The sequence below is a fragment of the Nitrospira sp. CMX1 genome, from assembly GCF_054902215.1.
In genome coordinates, this window is record NZ_JBUBKD010000011.1 from 54296 (window position 1) to 68454 (window position 14159).

A 14159-nucleotide genomic window follows, 5' to 3' on the forward strand; every position below is an offset into this window, starting at 1 on the left:
GTTATAAAACCTGTCGCGTTGCCACCTGCAGCTCTCCCTTCAAATCAAGCACGTCGTATCGCGTGACCGCACCTTCGCGCCAGAACCGAAGATCAAGCGTAGCCTTGCCGACGCGCAGCTGGCGGACCGTGAGGTCCGGCAACCAGGGCGGCAGCAGAGGATTGATATACAGCATTTTCTTCGTTGCCTCGGCGTCCAACCCTAAAATGGCGCGCAGGAAATGAAACACGCTCCCTGCCGCCCAGGCCTGCGGCACGTTCGCTCCCAAATATTGCACCGGGAACGTCCCCGGCTCTCGTTCCGTACCGGCATAGAGTTCCGGTAGACGGTTGAGGAGAAAGTAGCGCCCGGCCTCGCTGATATCGCGGGCAATCATGGCCGCTTCTTCGGCAAACCCATAGCGTTTGAAGCCCATGGCGATGATGCCGTTGTCGTGCGGCCATACCGACCCGTTTTGATAAGAGAACGGGTTATAGGCGGGGTTTCGCTCGGACAGGGTTCGGATGCCCCATCCACTCCACATATCCGGTTCGCGCAACCGCCGCACCACTCGCTCGGCCCGGTCCGGACGGACGATGCCGCTCCAGAGGAGATGACCGGCATTGGACGCAATCGTTTTCACTGGTTTCTTTTCCCCATCCAAGGCATAGGCATAGAAACCGAGATCTTCGCACCAGAACCGCTCTTCAAACCGTTGCTGAAGATCCATAGCCTCTTGTCGGAGTGTCGCCGCCCACGCGGGGTCGCCCAAATACGCCGCCGCCTCGGCGGCCCGTCGCTTCGCGTCGAAGGCATACCCTTGCAACTCGCAGAGGGCCTTCGGCCCTCGCACCAATGAGCCGTCCGCGTAGACGACCGCATCGCCGGCGTCCTTCCATCCCATGTTTTCGTAACCCTTGGCTGAGCGAGTTTGGTACTCCTGAAATCCGTCGCCATCGCGATCTCCATATTGGTCGATCCAACGCAGGCATCGCTTGACGACCGGAACATAACGAGAAAGGAGCGCATCGTCGCCCAGCCACTTCCAGGCTTCATGCCACGCGATGATATAGAGGATGGTCGCATCGGCGGTCCCGTAGTAGGGCGTATGCGGAATGCGCTTGAAATGCGCCAACTCACCGACCCGTAGCTCGTGAGGCATTTTCCCGGGTTCCGCATCGCGATCCGCATCCATATCGGAGGCCTGAAGCTCAGCCAATCGCCTGAGCGTGCCTCGGGCGAAATCCGGATAGACCGTCATGTTCTGCAGGCTGACGATCAAACTGTCACGGCCGAAGACGCTGACGAACCAAGGGACCCCGGCGGCGGCCAGCAGATCTTCCGGATGTTCCTCGTCGACGGCAAGACGTAACGCGGCCATATCCTCAACCGACTGCCGATACAGCCGATAGAATTCTTCATTCGACGTGGTGATCTGCGTCGTGACCTGCTTCCACTGCGCCAGGCGTTCGGCGGTCCCGGAGTCCTCATGCGCGTGTGCACACTCGCTGGGCGCCCGGCGGACAATCTCGCCTTCCTGAATGTCATATTTACAGCAGGCATGCCAGGTCTCACCCGGCGACAGATCGACTGAAAAGTTGATCCGACCGTTGCCGTAGAGCGCCTTCGAGTCGCAGTGCTCCAGGAGCACCGTCAGGGCCCGTCGAAAGTCGCCGTGCGTATAGCGGGTGATCACCTGTTGGTCATCATCCACCCACTTGGTTTCAATATGACCCCGGCGCGTGAGCTCCTTGGCCCTGACTTCAAAGATGTCGGCGAAGTCCGCGCGGATCAGAAGTTCGAGATTGAAGCGAACACGCGTGGTGCTGTAGTTGCGAATATCGATGTCCTCGTGAAGCGCCTCTCCGATGGAGCGGCCCAGCACGAGTCCGAGCGTTCCGGCCGGAATCGTTCCATGCTCCGTTTCGACCTTTGGATTGACGAGGTAGGTGCGCGAGGCATAGTAGGCGATGGCGCCGGAATTGAGCAGAACCCATCGCTTCCCGTCTATGTACAATTGAGACCGGTTGAGGTATCGCGTGTCCCGCGAATAGAACCCCTGGTCGGAGGCCCCCGTGATGGAGCCGTCAAGCTCGGACACCAAGAACGAATGTCCGTGGTTGATTGTCATAACGGGAGGGCCGACCGTGACTTTCGGCGCCATATACTCTACCTCCGGGTTGAGGAGCGACCTTTACTCCGAATAGTCTCGCTTGATTCCGTGGACTCTCCTTTTTCGACCGACTCCCCCGCAAGCCCATCAATCAATACCGTCATCCTAACCGGTCACGAGCACGAGCTTGCATGACAGAGGCAAGTCCTCTTATGCCCCGATCCGTATAAAACTATAACTTCAGCGCCTTGATTGGCGACACCACCGCCGCCGGATTGTTCTTCCATATCGACTCATCAGCGTCAACATACAGTTCCACTTCATTCCCATCGGGATCCTTCAGATAGAGACTTTGACTCACCGTGTGATCGCTCATGCCATCTATTGCAATCCCCGCTTGATCCAACTCGTGCTTGGCCTGTCGCAACTCGTCGAGACTGTCCCCGACCTTGATTCCGATATGGTAGAGCCCACGGCGAGGGCCCGGAGGAGGCCCTGGCGCATCCCCGACTTGGATGAGCAATAACTCGTGGTGCGTACGACCGGATGTCAGTGCAGCGGCAGCCCCGTTAAAGATCCGGCCTACTTCCTTAAACCCTAATAAATCTCGGTAGAAGCCGAGCGAACGTTCCAGATTCTTCACATAGAAGACCACATGACCAAGATAATGAGCTTTCATCTTTTTACCTCAATTATCCAAGTGGAATAAGAGCATCGTTTGTCTGCCTTGCTTCATCGGACACAAGAAACAGCGCCATTTCGGCGGCTAAATTCATGTTCATCGTCAACATTCCCTGCCACAGCAACAGATCTGCTTCGACGACACGCCCCAGCGTAAGTCCTCTCACGAGATCGATCAGTACATTGATCGGGCCGACCCTGTCCATTGTCTTTTCGAGCAGGCGTCGAACAGCTGACTCATCCGTGACATCGGCTGTCGCAACCTGTACCCCCTGGATCTCGGACATTCCTCGCGCAGTGCTTGCCGCATTCCGCCATACCAACCATGCAGACCCGTATCCATTCAGATCGGACGAGTGACTCACTCTTCTTCTCCCGTGATGTGATTCCATTCACGGTGCTCCAGTGTCATGACGAGGCATCTCTTGGAGATTCGGCCGACAACTCACGAATGAGAACGCATCCGTCGTTCACCAAGTCCAAGGCGCAAGGCCTCGACGTCCAACTCATGTTCCAATCGGTGCAGAACCTCGTCGCTGATCGTGCCATCATCACGGAGTCGGATCAACGCCGACCGTTCGGCTGCCAAGGTCTCTTCTCTGAGCCGAAGAAGAGCCTCACCCGTTTCCTGCTTACAGTCAGGATCAACGTCGGTGTCCGACGCGAAGCGCCGCCGGCGCCGATCATAGTGTGTGTGCAATTGCTCGACATGATCTAGTTTGGGCCATGCCTCTGCACGCAGCTCGCCCAACCGATTCAACGCCGCCCTCGCTGCGTGTTCGCGGGCCTGCATCTCTTCCCGCTCTCCCTCCGACCCTCCACGTACGCCCAGGATCTGTATCAACGGGGCCAGGGTCAACCCCTGCAACACCAACGTGGCACAAATCACCGCAAAACTGAGCAGGATAATTTCTTCGCGAAAGGGAAAGGGATGGCCGGCGTGGGTCGTCACCGGCAGAGCCATGGCACCAGCTAACGTGACAATCCCACGCATGCCGGTCCACCCCACCAAAAAAAGATGCCGCCAGGACGGTCGTGGATCCCGCGCACGAAGCGCGGGGCTGAAGCAGCGGGAGATCACGGCGGCCATTGGTACCCAGCCCAACCGCACGAGAATAGCCGTCACGCTGATCAATACTCCCCCCACAAGGAGCGACCCAACATGGTCCGGAGGAATGGCAGCCTGCAGCGCTCCCAACTGCAAACCGATGAGGATGAAAATCACGCCGTTTAAAAGAAACACGACTAAATCCCATACGGCGCGCCCCTGGATCCTGGTCGTGGGTGCCACCACGCTGCTGAAATGCTGTCGCAGATACAGACCACCCGCCACACATGAGAGGACGGCCGAAGCATGCAACGATTCTCCTGTGACCCACGCCACATAAGGAGCCAGCAATGTTACCGCGATTTCGGTGAAACTCTCGCCAATCACATGGAGTGCCCATCGCGTCAGCCACCCAACCAAAATCCCGATGGCAACGCCCACCACAATGGCGTAGACAAACTGAACCACGGTCTCGCCCAATGCAAAGCTGCCGCTGACCACCGCGGCCACGGCGGCTCGATAGAGGACTAAGGCCGTCGCGTCATTGACAAGGCTTTCACCTTCCAAAATCGTCACGATCCGCCGCGGCATGCTGAGTCGTTTGCCGATGGCCGTCGCCGACACGGCATCGGGAGGAGAAACAATGGCACCAAGCACGATGGCTTCCGCCCATCCGAACCCCAGGAAGGCATGCGCCGTCGTCGCGACGGCGGCGGTCGTGACGAGGACGAGCCCCACGGCCAACAATGAGATCGGGCGCAGGTTGTCCCGAAAGTCGCGTAGCGAGGTAAAGTAGGCGGCTGCCCACAAGATCGGCGGCAGGAAAACCAAAAAGACCAAATCAGGATTCAACGTGACGGTCGGCAAACCCGGCACCATACCCAACACAAGCCCGCCGATGACGAGCAGAATCGGATAGGGGATCAAGATTCTGTGTGCCACAGTCGTGAGTGCCAACACGACTGCAAGCAGCAGAATGATAAGTTCAAGCTGGTGGAGGCTGTCCATGTCACGGTCTTATAGTTAATGGAGACAGGTCAAAGCGCCAATGTCCGCTTGGCCATATGGTCTTCGAGATAGAAGGTTTTCATGTCCGTACCTCATGAGAAACATTCCACCTGCTGATGACCCGTGTTTCTCGTTCATACCCAAGCACACTCATTGAAGCAGTCCCGAGAACAAACAGCCTCCCAGCTTCCGGCGGAAGACCAAGCCAACAGGCAGTCAAAATCCTCAGAAGATGCGCATGCCCGAACAGCGCCACATCACCGCCGACCGTCAATGCCCGCTCGATGACTCGTTGGGCGCGACGACCGACTTGCTCGATCGACTCGCCGTTTACAACCGACGCCGTCCAGATCGACCAGTCAGGATGTTCCAACCGGATGTCCGGTGTCGTCTTTCCTTCGTAGATACCGTAATCCCATTCGAGGAGATCATCGGTCAGGTTCGCCGCATCTCCGTAACCGGCCAGTCGGCACGTCTCACGAGCGCGGCGCAGCGGGCTGCAGAGCACCAGGGCAAACTGCCGCCCGGCCAACGATCGACCGACGGCAATAGCCTGTCCCTCACCCGTCGGAGTCAGCGGGGCGTCGGTTCGACCCGTATGCCGCTTGGCGGTACTCCATTCCGTTTCGCCGTGCCGGATCAGCCATAGCTCTTGGCGATGCTCGCTCACGTCTTTTCGACAGCCGGCTTACTTGCTGCCCCATGTTCATCCCCGGATCTCACATCAAACGCCAGAATGTGATACGGCTTCCCTGAAAAAGTAAATTCCCCGACATGCGCCATTCCAAGTCCATCCACGTGGACACGGAGAGAATGTGGGTTATCATCGGCGACGAAGGCGACCCCGATGTCATACCGTCCGACGACTTCCTGCTGCAGTGTTTCATACAGTCCACGGAGAATTCCCCGCCCGCGGTAAGACCGATCGATGCAAACTGGCCCATAAATGAAGACACGGGAGGCCGCGAGGATTCGTCCACGATGGTCGATCGCATCGAACCGCCGCATCATGGCGGCAAGGAGGGGAAATGGTCGATTGAATTCACAGCAAGAGGCGCAGAGGTAACCGGCCAGGCGGCCTTCGCTGACGGCGACGATGATCCCGACCTGGCTTGCGATCTCATCGAGTTGCCGGCGTGTAAACTCCACCGACAAAAATCCATCCCGGCGTTCCACATCATCCAGGTTACCGACGAAGTTCGCCGCCTGCACATCGAGAATGGCGGGGATATCCTCAGGCTTTGCCCGTCTGAATTCCATAGTCTCTACCCGTTCGAGCGTGCGCCGATCCATTCTCCCCTATCGACTTCCTCCGGCTGATCCGGCATTCAATGTCCGGTCGAGATTGAAGGCGGCGCTGATCAATGCCAAGTGAGTGAACGCTTGAGGGAAATTGCCGAGGGCTTCCCCGCTGGTTCCGATCTCTTCAGCGTACAGCCCGACATGATTGGCATACCCCAACATCCGCTCGAACAGGAAACGCGCCTCTTCAAGTTTTGCACGATCAACGCGTCCTGCCCGGGCAAGGGCCTCCACCAACCAGAATGTGCACATGTTGAACGTGCCCTCTTTCCCATGCAGGCCGTCTTCTCCTGTTTCGCTGTCATACCGATACACCAACCCATCGGACATCAGCCCCCCGGACCTCGGCGAGCGAGTAATGGCCGCCAACGTCTCGAGCATCCGCGGATCGTTCGGAGAAATAAAAAACACGAGCGGCATGATCAGACTCGCGGCATCCAATGAATCACTCTCGTAATGCTGAACGAAGGCTCGACGCTTCTCGTTCCATCCTCGTTGCATGATCTCATCGTAAATCTGATCGCGCACACGCACCCACCGCGTACGATCAGCAGGAAATGACCGCTTGTCGGCCAAGCGAAGCCCACGATCCATCGCCACCCAGCACATCAACTTGGAATAGACGAACTGCCGACGGCCGCCTCTGGTTTCCCAGATTCCCTCATCCGGCTGCTGCCAGTGATCGCACAACCAGTCGAGCCGATGCCTGATTCTCGTCCACGTGTCGTGGCTGATCGGCATCACATGCTTGTTGTACAGGTAGACCGCATCCAGCAATTCGCCGTAGATATCCAGTTGTACCTGGTTATAGGCGCCGTTCCCGATACGTACCGGCTTCGCGCCACGGTATCCTTCCAGATGATCGAGTGTCTGTTCCGTCAACTCGTGACGTCCGTCGATTCCGTACATGACCTGCAGCGAGCCGCCGGCCTCTACCTCCTTGGCACGCGCCGCCAACCATTTCAAAAATTGGTCCGCTTCCTCCGTGAATCCGATTTTCAGGAACCCATAGACAGTGAAGGCCGCATCGCGAATCCAGGTATATCGATAGTCCCAATTGCGGACGCCTTCTGGGGTTTCCGGCAAACTACAGGTCGGCGCAGCGACAATGGCGCCCGTCGGCTCAAACGTCAAAAGCTTCAAACAGAGCGCAGAGCGATGCACCATCTCCCGCCATCGACCGGTATACGTGCATCGAGAGAGCCAGTGCCGCCAATATGTCACGGTACGCTCAAACAATTCATCGGCTTCACCCGAGGACGGCCACGCCCCACAGTGTTCATCCGCTTCAAGAGACCGAAGGACGAACACCGCCGATTGTCCTTCTTGCAGAGCAAAAATCGAGCGGACTCCTCGATCGTCTGGGGTGAGCGTGATATCCGTCGCCAACCCTAGGTTGAGATCCGCCGAATGAAAACTGGCGCCTTGTTTGGTCACGCGTGTGTGATGCGGTGTACGCGCGTAGTTGAAGGCCGGATGGCAGCGGACCTGAAACTCCATACTCCCTTGCATCACACGAACTCGGCGAATGAGTTGATGATGCCACGGGGAATCCGCAGGAAGACCGACCGGCATAAAATCCAGGATCTCGGCGATGCCGTTCGTGGCATGAAAGCGCGTCACGAGCACGTTGGTATCAGGCCAGTAAAGTTGTTTGAGAGAAATGTCGGCGCCGACGGCGGTAATTTCGAATCGGCCTCCCTTTTCATCGTCGAGAATGGCTGCAAACACACTGGGAGAATCGAAATGGGGGAAACACAGCCAGTCGATCGATCCGTTCAAGCCGACCAATGCCGCCGTGCGCATGTTGCCGATGATGCCGTAATTTTGGATCGGCTGGTAACTCATCGCTCCGTTGCTTTCTCCCGCCAAGAAATGTCCGGATCGATCGGTGGACGGGTCAGATCAAACGCCTCTCGGATCTGTCGCTTCCCTCGAACTCCATCGTGATCCACATGTCTCATTCTACTTCGATCGTGACTGTCGCTTCGGCAACCAATCCGCTATGATCGTGATTCGCGGCCACGATCTTGATCTCGTGTGGACCTCTCGCTAGTCCCTTGAGCACACCCTTGAACCCCCTTTGATACTCTCCATCCAGATAACAATGGACATGCGTGGCCTGAACACCCTTCGACAGCTGATACTGCACGTCGACCGAATCTCCCTTGATCACTGCGCCCTGTGCCGGACTCACGATCGTGAGTCGACTGCCGTCATCGTCGGCCGTCCAACCGTTCACGCCGGTTCCCAATGACCCCAGCCCGAGCAACAGAGCCATCACGAGAGCGCGAATGATGCCGCACCGTTTAGAGCGATTACCGATATCTGAATCGAGCGGCCGACTTCCATGTGCGTAGTCCATGATATTCTCCCTCCATATCTCAATCACGCATCACTGATTCTTTTGATGATCCGATCCTCCCGCTCGCAACATGCACCGTATCAACGAATCTGGGCCGGCTGTCATTCATCCATATCGATGATTGACGCTCATTTGGACGACGGCAACCCATGTCGAGAACGTCTCCCGTTTCACGCGGTTCGACTGTCACAGCCGTAATTTTGACGCATCATACGATTGATGGGCCATGTCATCGAGTCGTGTACCCGCCATTCGCGAATATCGTTTGCCCGGTAATCCACCAGCCTTCGGTGGCCAAAAATGTCACGATAGGCACAATGTCCTCAATCTTGGTGAGGTTACCGTTCAAAGCCTGCGACTTGTGGTAGGCCACACGTTGGGGCGTTTCCTGCCCATAGAAGAACGGGGTATCCATCGGACCAGGTCCGACCGCGGTCACAGAAATACCGCGCGGCCCAAATTCTTTGGCCGCAGCACGGGTGAAGTGTTCGACCGGCGACTTGGCGCCCGCATAGGTGGAATAACCATCCGTGAAGGCAGCTAACAGCGACGTCACAATGGTAATGAGCTTCCCATTGTCATTGAGATGCTTGCCAGCTTCCTTGATGAAGAAGTAGGCGGCTTTGGCATTGATATCGAACATCGAGTCATACTCCTCTTCCGTGGTGTCAACGATGGGCTTGCGCAGCACCTTCCCCGCGGTGTTGACAGCGATATCGATACCGCCGAAGCGTTTCTTGGCTTGCTCAAACAATGCAGCAACTGCGCTCGGCTTTGTCAGATCGCCCTGTGCAGGGTATGCCTCGGCACCCAAAGACGTGATCGCTTTGACAGTGGATTCAGCATCCGGTTTGGTCGCATCGCTATGATAATGCACCACGACTTTGGCACCGCCTTTGGCGAGCTCTCGACTAATGAGGCCGCCCAAATTCTTGGAGCCCGCGCCGACGATGGCAACCTTTCCCTTCAATGTATGATTGTTCATTGTGTATTCCTCCTCGATTTCAGTTACCCCTCCGATGCACTTTGTTTCTTGATCGCCGCAATCAACAATTCGGCCACCGCCCCGCCCGATGCCGGATTTTGCCCGCTAATCAATCGACTGTCTTCAACGGCAAACGGTGCCCAGGGCTTCTCCGCCTTTTTGTAGACCGCTCCTCGAGCAGCGAGTTCCGTTTCCGTGAGGTACGGCACGAACTTGTCGAGCTCTGCCAACTTCTCCTCTTCGTTTGAGAAACCGGTGACGTGTTTATCCTTGATCAGCAGTACTCCATTGGACAATTTGATATTCAGTAGGCCTGCGGCTCCATGGCAAACCGATGACACATACCCGCCGTTCTCATAAATTTTCCGACTAATCGTCTGAAGGGCTTTATTATCAGGAAAATCCCATATCACACCATGGCCGCCGGTAAAGTAGATCGCTGCGTAATCATTCGGATTGACCTCACTGGGTTTAAGCGTCGTGCCGAGCCGGTTCATGAATTCCTTCTTGTGGTACCAATCCCAATCAGTCGGCTCGGCCATCGCCAAGCTATGTGGGTCGATCGGCGTATAGCCCCCTTGAGGGCTCACATAATCCACCCGGAAACCCGCTGCCTCGACCTTCTTCACAAAATGCACGGCCTCGCCCAACCATAAACCGGTGGCTCGGTTCAGGTTGGGGTACTTTTCAACGCTGGTCAATACGACGAGTATTTTTTTCTCCATGGCTCCACCTCATTGTGTGTGATCTCAGATCTTCGCCGGTCATCACGTTGCCGCTCTCGATCTCGTAACCCCAGGCATGTAGCCGCATTGCGCCACTTGCCGCGACTCATCACCGCCAATAGCGAGTGGCGAGGTTAGATGCGCGATGATCTTGTCGTCGGTGTTTAGATGATTGCCGACCTCTTTGGCGAAAAAAGATATTCGATCCGACCATGACGATATCACATGTGACATCGTCAGACTCCAAGACGAGAAAGGTTAAGCCGGGTTCCGCTAATTGGTGGGCACCAGTAATAACCGCCAGTCAACGGTCTGGTGAATGTAAAGAGCGCATCGACGATCCCGTCATCAAGACCGACCATACGGCGCAACACGCGCTCAAAGCGGTCAAGAGACTCCCCGTAGGCGATGAACTCTAACCCCTGCTGATGAGCGGTCGCCCAAGGCATGGAACGCCGCACCATGAATGCCGGTGGATCATAACGTTCCTGTGCGCTCCGTTTTACATGTGCGGACACCGGCGCGTCTTCAATCTCGGCATTCGTATCGACACGACGGCCCATGATCGCATCGCGCTGATCCGATGAAAACGACCGAAAACGACCCAAGTCATGCTCCCATCGTTGGACGGCGACAAAACTCGATCCCATCAAGTCGCTCCCGGCAGGAACGACAGCCACGTCATGAGCGGCGTCACCACGGGGGTTCTCCGTCCCGTCCTCGTAACCGGTAAGATCTCTGCCATCGGCATAGAGAAAGGTATCCATTATGTCATCAAGGATAAACGCCTCATCGAGAAAGGACTGGATCTGCTCAGTGACATCGACAAGACCACCACGATCTTGCCCTCGAAGGAAACACCACAGCCCCTGCTGTGTGGATGGAACGCTGCAAGCAGGCCCGGCAAGCCCAGGAAACACACGGAGCCCTTCCACTTCTTGACCAAGCGCGCGTGCCACAGGCTCACCCACGCCAATGACGCCCCAATCAAGTGCAAAACCGTCGCGCAGCCGTCTCAATGCGGAGCGTGGATCGGCATACGGTGCAATCCGAAACGTGAGCGACCGTCCGAGCACCGGCAGGGCTGCAAGAATACTGGGTTGAGAGTAATCGATCGTCATACGGATCTCCCCAACATGAGGTGGCCGACGCTTGAATACCATCATCCTGACACACGGCATCGGCGTGCATGAATTGAGAGCGGTCTTGCTTTACAAGCCTTATACGAAAAGTCCGGCGGCCTCAGCAATCAAAGCCGCGACGTCGCCCGGGTGCGAGGCCATAGATGCGTGACTCGCCTCCAAGGTCATCGTCTTCTTGGGCTTGATACGCTCTGCCATCCATGCTTCCGTCTCCGGTGGAATCATGCGGTCATTCGCTGAGACTTGATACCAGCTTGGTTTGCTCTTCCACGCCGGTGCGCCCGATTTGTCCTCGAAGCACCGCCCGACAATCGGCTTTTGGGAGACCGCCATCACCAGTGCCTCCTTCTCGTCGAGGTCTTGGCCAAAGCTTTTCCGAAAGGACTCCTGAGCGATCCATAAGAATCCATATTTGTCGGGCCGAATGCTGCGTGCCCCGGACGGCTGTTCCCGCCTGGCAAAGATACTGCTTAAGCTATCCCCTTCGTCCGGCGCAAAGGCAGCAATGTATACAAGCCCAACAACATTCGGCACGTGCCCTGCGCCAGTAATCACTGCACCACCATAGGAATGCCCCACCAATAGGGTCGGACCATCTTGCCCTGCTGCAAGCTTGCTGGTGCGGTCGATATCATCAGCAAGCGAGGTCAAGGGGCTCTGGACCGCCAGAACTTTAAAACCCTGGTCATAAAGAAGTGGAATGACATGGCGCCAATGTGAACCGTCACCCCAAGCCCCATGCACCAGCACAATGTTCGGTTTCATAGCCATTGCCTGCTTTCCTTTCATTGCGGATAGTACAGCGATATTCTTGCGGCACGGTACGATTCGGTTGAGGATACCTTTGATGGATCCGTGTAACGTAACACGCCACCATGATCCGTCGCGTTTCCGCTCGATCAATCAGCCTATAGGCGGAACGCGGTTGCCGGCATGACCAAGGACAAAGAGATTGCTCGGGACGGTCGAGGTCAGGGGCGCCAAGCTCCTGCCTCTCGCTCAGGTGCTCGAACACACTTCCTTCTTTCCACCAAAGATGTTGGATTGGAACCCATGCATTCCGCCAATTAGCTGTCCTACGTGAAGGGGCCTTCCCCTAGAACCGTTGTTCCTCCAAGTCATACACATCGAACCACACGTAGACCGGACGGTGGTTCGGCACAAACTTCGGGATATACGCTTCCAGGTACTGCTGCGCCTGGAGGCTCATCTCGCTCAGTCTCATGTCACGCAACCGGTTGTTCCATTTCAGCACCTCGTCCGGATCCTTCACCTTGGACTGTTCGGTGATCCATCGGGCGACGGTCTCGTCGTCCGCGCCAGCGGCAACAACATCCTTAAGTTGCTCGGGCGTGATCCCGGTAAACGAAAACCATTGGCTGGCCAACGAACAAGGCCAATAGCTGTACTCACCGTTCATGTTCAGAAGCGATGCCCGACATTTGTCGACGCACCGCGCTGCGATGACATACCCGGCGAGTGTTTCTCGAGGGCTGCGTGGGTACGTCTTTCGGAGATCCTTCGCCAACAGTGTGAGCTTCTCAAAATCCGTGCTCATTGTACTTCCTCCCTCCGCGTGTTTCTTATGAACCAAGCAATGCCTTCACCTGCGCATGGGCCAACCCCGCTTCGGGCACCTGCTGCAATGCGTTGTAGTAATGTCTCCCGAATCCCTCTCCCATTTCAGACGGAGTCAGCAGACTGCGTATCGAAGCAAGCAGCGCCGTGATTCTATCACCGGATACGGAGGGGTCTTCTTCGGACAGTTCGTCGAGTCTGGAAATTGTTTGAGACAGCGGTCGCAACCAGGCAAACCATGCATCGGTCAACGTCAATTGGAGGAATGCCCCATTGGACTCGATGCGGCCATGCACTCGCTCGTATGAGACGCGTTCCGCATCCAATAGCGACTTATGTAACCGGAGTAGCGCTTGAAAGAGTTCCGTCAGGTGCGCACGCGATGGATTCTGGACGGACATGCTGGTGATTCCTTTCTGGGTCGTGCCTTCCAACGTTGTCCGGCCTTACGTCCCGATCGGAATAGCAGCGCCGTTGATTTGACACGCACCATCCGATGCCAGAAAGCTCAACGTGGCGGCGATGGATTCCGGGCTCGCCCAAGTGGACCTGTCCGCGTGAGGCATATTAGTTCGATTGCTCGGCGTATCGATGGTCGTCGGAAGCACCGCGTTGACCGTGACGCCGCTCCCGCCCAATTCCACCGCCAACACCCTGACCAGCGTCAATAAACTGGACTTGGCCACAATATAGGCCGCCGCACCTGGAAAGGGGACGACCGCCGCCCAAGCCGCCACGTGGAGAATCCGACCGACTCCTCGTGCCCGCATATGAGGGGCCACTGCCTTGGAGAGTACAAAGGCCGTGGTGACATTGAGGCTCAGCATTCTCTCCCAAACCGACAAGGAGGTGTCAGCGGCAGGACCGGAAGCAAAGGCTCCGACGAGATTGATCAGCCCGTCGATACGACCGGTTTTTGAGAGCACTTCAGTCACTACCTGCTGTACCTCCGTTTCATCTGTCACGTTTGCTTGTATGATCGACACCTCGGGCGGGGCCACTTCCGTCTGACGGGCCGTCATAAACACCCGCGCGCCTTCAGCCGTGAACGTCGGCACCACCGTTTGACCCAACGCACCTGATCCGCCGGTGATCAGCATCACTTTGTCTTTCAACTTCATGATTCTGCCGTCCTCCTCAGGGCCGAACATTCATCACGTCCAAGACCTCTTACATTCCGCACGCAGTGCCCATCACGCGTAAAGACAGACCGACAAGTGCTAAAGACGCGAG

The 14159-nt window shown here is 56.7% G+C and carries 15 protein-coding genes; all 15 read right to left on the reverse strand.

Features of this window, described 5'->3' with window-relative positions; translation table 11 throughout:
• Nucleotide 1 precedes the first annotated feature (1 nt).
• The 15 genes from ACYX34_RS02200 to ACYX34_RS02270 all read right to left on the reverse strand — a co-directional run bounded on the left by ACYX34_RS02200 (nt 2) and on the right by ACYX34_RS02270 (nt 14047).
• Nucleotides 2–2143 carry an amylo-alpha-1,6-glucosidase gene (locus ACYX34_RS02200; protein ID WP_462074918.1) on the reverse strand — a complete coding sequence of 714 codons (2142 nt, stop codon included), beginning with the start codon at nt 2141–2143 and terminating at the stop codon, nt 2–4.
• Nucleotides 2144–2324: 181 nt separating this feature from the next.
• Entirely contained in the window at nt 2325–2771 is a 447-nt protein-coding gene (locus tag ACYX34_RS02205) for a VOC family protein (RefSeq protein ID WP_462074919.1), read from the reverse strand.
• Nucleotides 2772–2784: 13 nt separating this feature from the next.
• Entirely contained in the window at nt 2785–3138 is a 354-nt protein-coding gene (locus ACYX34_RS02210; protein ID WP_462074920.1) for a hypothetical protein, read from the reverse strand.
• An 80-nt stretch (nt 3139–3218) separates the two neighbouring features.
• Nucleotides 3219–4829 (reverse strand): Na+/H+ antiporter, encoded by a 1611-nt coding sequence (locus ACYX34_RS02215; protein ID WP_462074921.1) that lies wholly within the window; start codon nt 4827–4829, stop codon nt 3219–3221.
• A gap of 79 nt (nt 4830–4908) precedes the next feature.
• Nucleotides 4909–5499: a histidine phosphatase family protein gene (locus ACYX34_RS02220; RefSeq protein WP_462074922.1), complete on the reverse strand. Its 591-nt coding sequence runs from the start codon at nt 5497–5499 to the stop codon at nt 4909–4911.
• Nucleotides 5496–6122: an N-acetyltransferase family protein gene (locus tag ACYX34_RS02225; RefSeq protein WP_462074923.1), complete on the reverse strand. Its 627-nt coding sequence runs from the start codon at nt 6120–6122 to the stop codon at nt 5496–5498. Before ACYX34_RS02225 ends, ACYX34_RS02220 begins: the two co-directional genes overlap by 4 nt.
• Nucleotides 6123–6128: 6 nt before the next feature.
• Nucleotides 6129–7979: a glycoside hydrolase family 15 protein gene (locus tag ACYX34_RS02230; RefSeq protein WP_462074924.1), complete on the reverse strand. Its 1851-nt coding sequence runs from the start codon at nt 7977–7979 to the stop codon at nt 6129–6131.
• 112 nt (nt 7980–8091) lie between these two features.
• On the reverse strand, nt 8092–8496 hold the full coding sequence (locus ACYX34_RS02235; RefSeq protein ID WP_462074925.1) for a hypothetical protein: 405 nt from the start codon (nt 8494–8496) through the stop codon (nt 8092–8094).
• Nucleotides 8497–8725: 229 nt separating this feature from the next.
• Complete coding sequence (locus ACYX34_RS02240; protein ID WP_462074926.1) at nt 8726–9481, reverse strand: SDR family oxidoreductase; 756 nt, start codon at nt 9479–9481, stop codon at nt 8726–8728.
• A 23-nt stretch (nt 9482–9504) separates the two neighbouring features.
• A complete protein-coding gene (locus ACYX34_RS02245; RefSeq protein WP_462074927.1) occupies nt 9505–10206 on the reverse strand; it encodes a type 1 glutamine amidotransferase domain-containing protein in 702 nt (233 codons plus the stop codon).
• 236 nt (nt 10207–10442) lie between these two features.
• A complete protein-coding gene (locus ACYX34_RS02250) occupies nt 10443–11327 on the reverse strand; it encodes a Dyp-type peroxidase (RefSeq protein WP_462074928.1) in 885 nt (294 codons plus the stop codon).
• A 99-nt stretch (nt 11328–11426) separates the two neighbouring features.
• Nucleotides 11427–12119, reverse strand: a complete 693-nt coding sequence (locus tag ACYX34_RS02255; RefSeq protein WP_462074929.1) for an alpha/beta hydrolase — start codon at nt 12117–12119, stop codon at nt 11427–11429.
• Nucleotides 12120–12444: 325 nt separating this feature from the next.
• Entirely contained in the window at nt 12445–12906 is a 462-nt protein-coding gene (locus ACYX34_RS02260; RefSeq protein ID WP_462074930.1) for a DUF5069 domain-containing protein, read from the reverse strand.
• Nucleotides 12907–12931: 25 nt separating this feature from the next.
• Nucleotides 12932–13327 (reverse strand): hypothetical protein, encoded by a 396-nt coding sequence (locus ACYX34_RS02265; RefSeq protein ID WP_462074931.1) that lies wholly within the window; start codon nt 13325–13327, stop codon nt 12932–12934.
• A gap of 45 nt (nt 13328–13372) precedes the next feature.
• Nucleotides 13373–14047, reverse strand: coding sequence for an SDR family NAD(P)-dependent oxidoreductase (locus tag ACYX34_RS02270; RefSeq protein WP_462074932.1), 675 nt, complete (start codon nt 14045–14047; stop codon nt 13373–13375).
• Between the last annotated feature and the right edge of the window lie 112 nt (nt 14048–14159).

Excerpts from the sequence above, each read along its gene's own strand:
- ACYX34_RS02265 (WP_462074931.1), bottom strand. The coding sequence starts at position 13,327 with ATGTCCGTCCAGAATCCATCGCGTGCGCACCTGACGGAACTCTTTCAA.
- ACYX34_RS02250 (WP_462074928.1), bottom strand. The coding sequence starts at position 11,327 with ATGACGATCGATTACTCTCAACCCAGTATTCTTGCAGCCCTGCCGGTG.
- ACYX34_RS02205 (WP_462074919.1), bottom strand. The coding sequence starts at position 2,771 with ATGAAAGCTCATTATCTTGGTCATGTGGTCTTCTATGTGAAGAATCTG.
- ACYX34_RS02225 (WP_462074923.1), bottom strand. The coding sequence starts at position 6,122 with ATGGATCGGCGCACGCTCGAACGGGTAGAGACTATGGAATTCAGACGG.
- ACYX34_RS02200 (WP_462074918.1), bottom strand. The coding sequence starts at position 2,143 with ATGGCGCCGAAAGTCACGGTCGGCCCTCCCGTTATGACAATCAACCAC.
- ACYX34_RS02260 (WP_462074930.1), bottom strand. The coding sequence starts at position 12,906 with ATGAGCACGGATTTTGAGAAGCTCACACTGTTGGCGAAGGATCTCCGA.
- ACYX34_RS02235 (WP_462074925.1), bottom strand. The coding sequence starts at position 8,496 with ATGGACTACGCACATGGAAGTCGGCCGCTCGATTCAGATATCGGTAAT.
- ACYX34_RS02215 (WP_462074921.1), bottom strand. The coding sequence starts at position 4,829 with ATGGACAGCCTCCACCAGCTTGAACTTATCATTCTGCTGCTTGCAGTC.
- ACYX34_RS02240 (WP_462074926.1), bottom strand. The coding sequence starts at position 9,481 with ATGAACAATCATACATTGAAGGGAAAGGTTGCCATCGTCGGCGCGGGC.
- ACYX34_RS02255 (WP_462074929.1), bottom strand. The coding sequence starts at position 12,119 with ATGGCTATGAAACCGAACATTGTGCTGGTGCATGGGGCTTGGGGTGAC.
- ACYX34_RS02230 (WP_462074924.1), bottom strand. The coding sequence starts at position 7,979 with ATGAGTTACCAGCCGATCCAAAATTACGGCATCATCGGCAACATGCGC.
- ACYX34_RS02245 (WP_462074927.1), bottom strand. The coding sequence starts at position 10,206 with ATGGAGAAAAAAATACTCGTCGTATTGACCAGCGTTGAAAAGTACCCC.
- ACYX34_RS02270 (WP_462074932.1), bottom strand. The coding sequence starts at position 14,047 with ATGAAGTTGAAAGACAAAGTGATGCTGATCACCGGCGGATCAGGTGCG.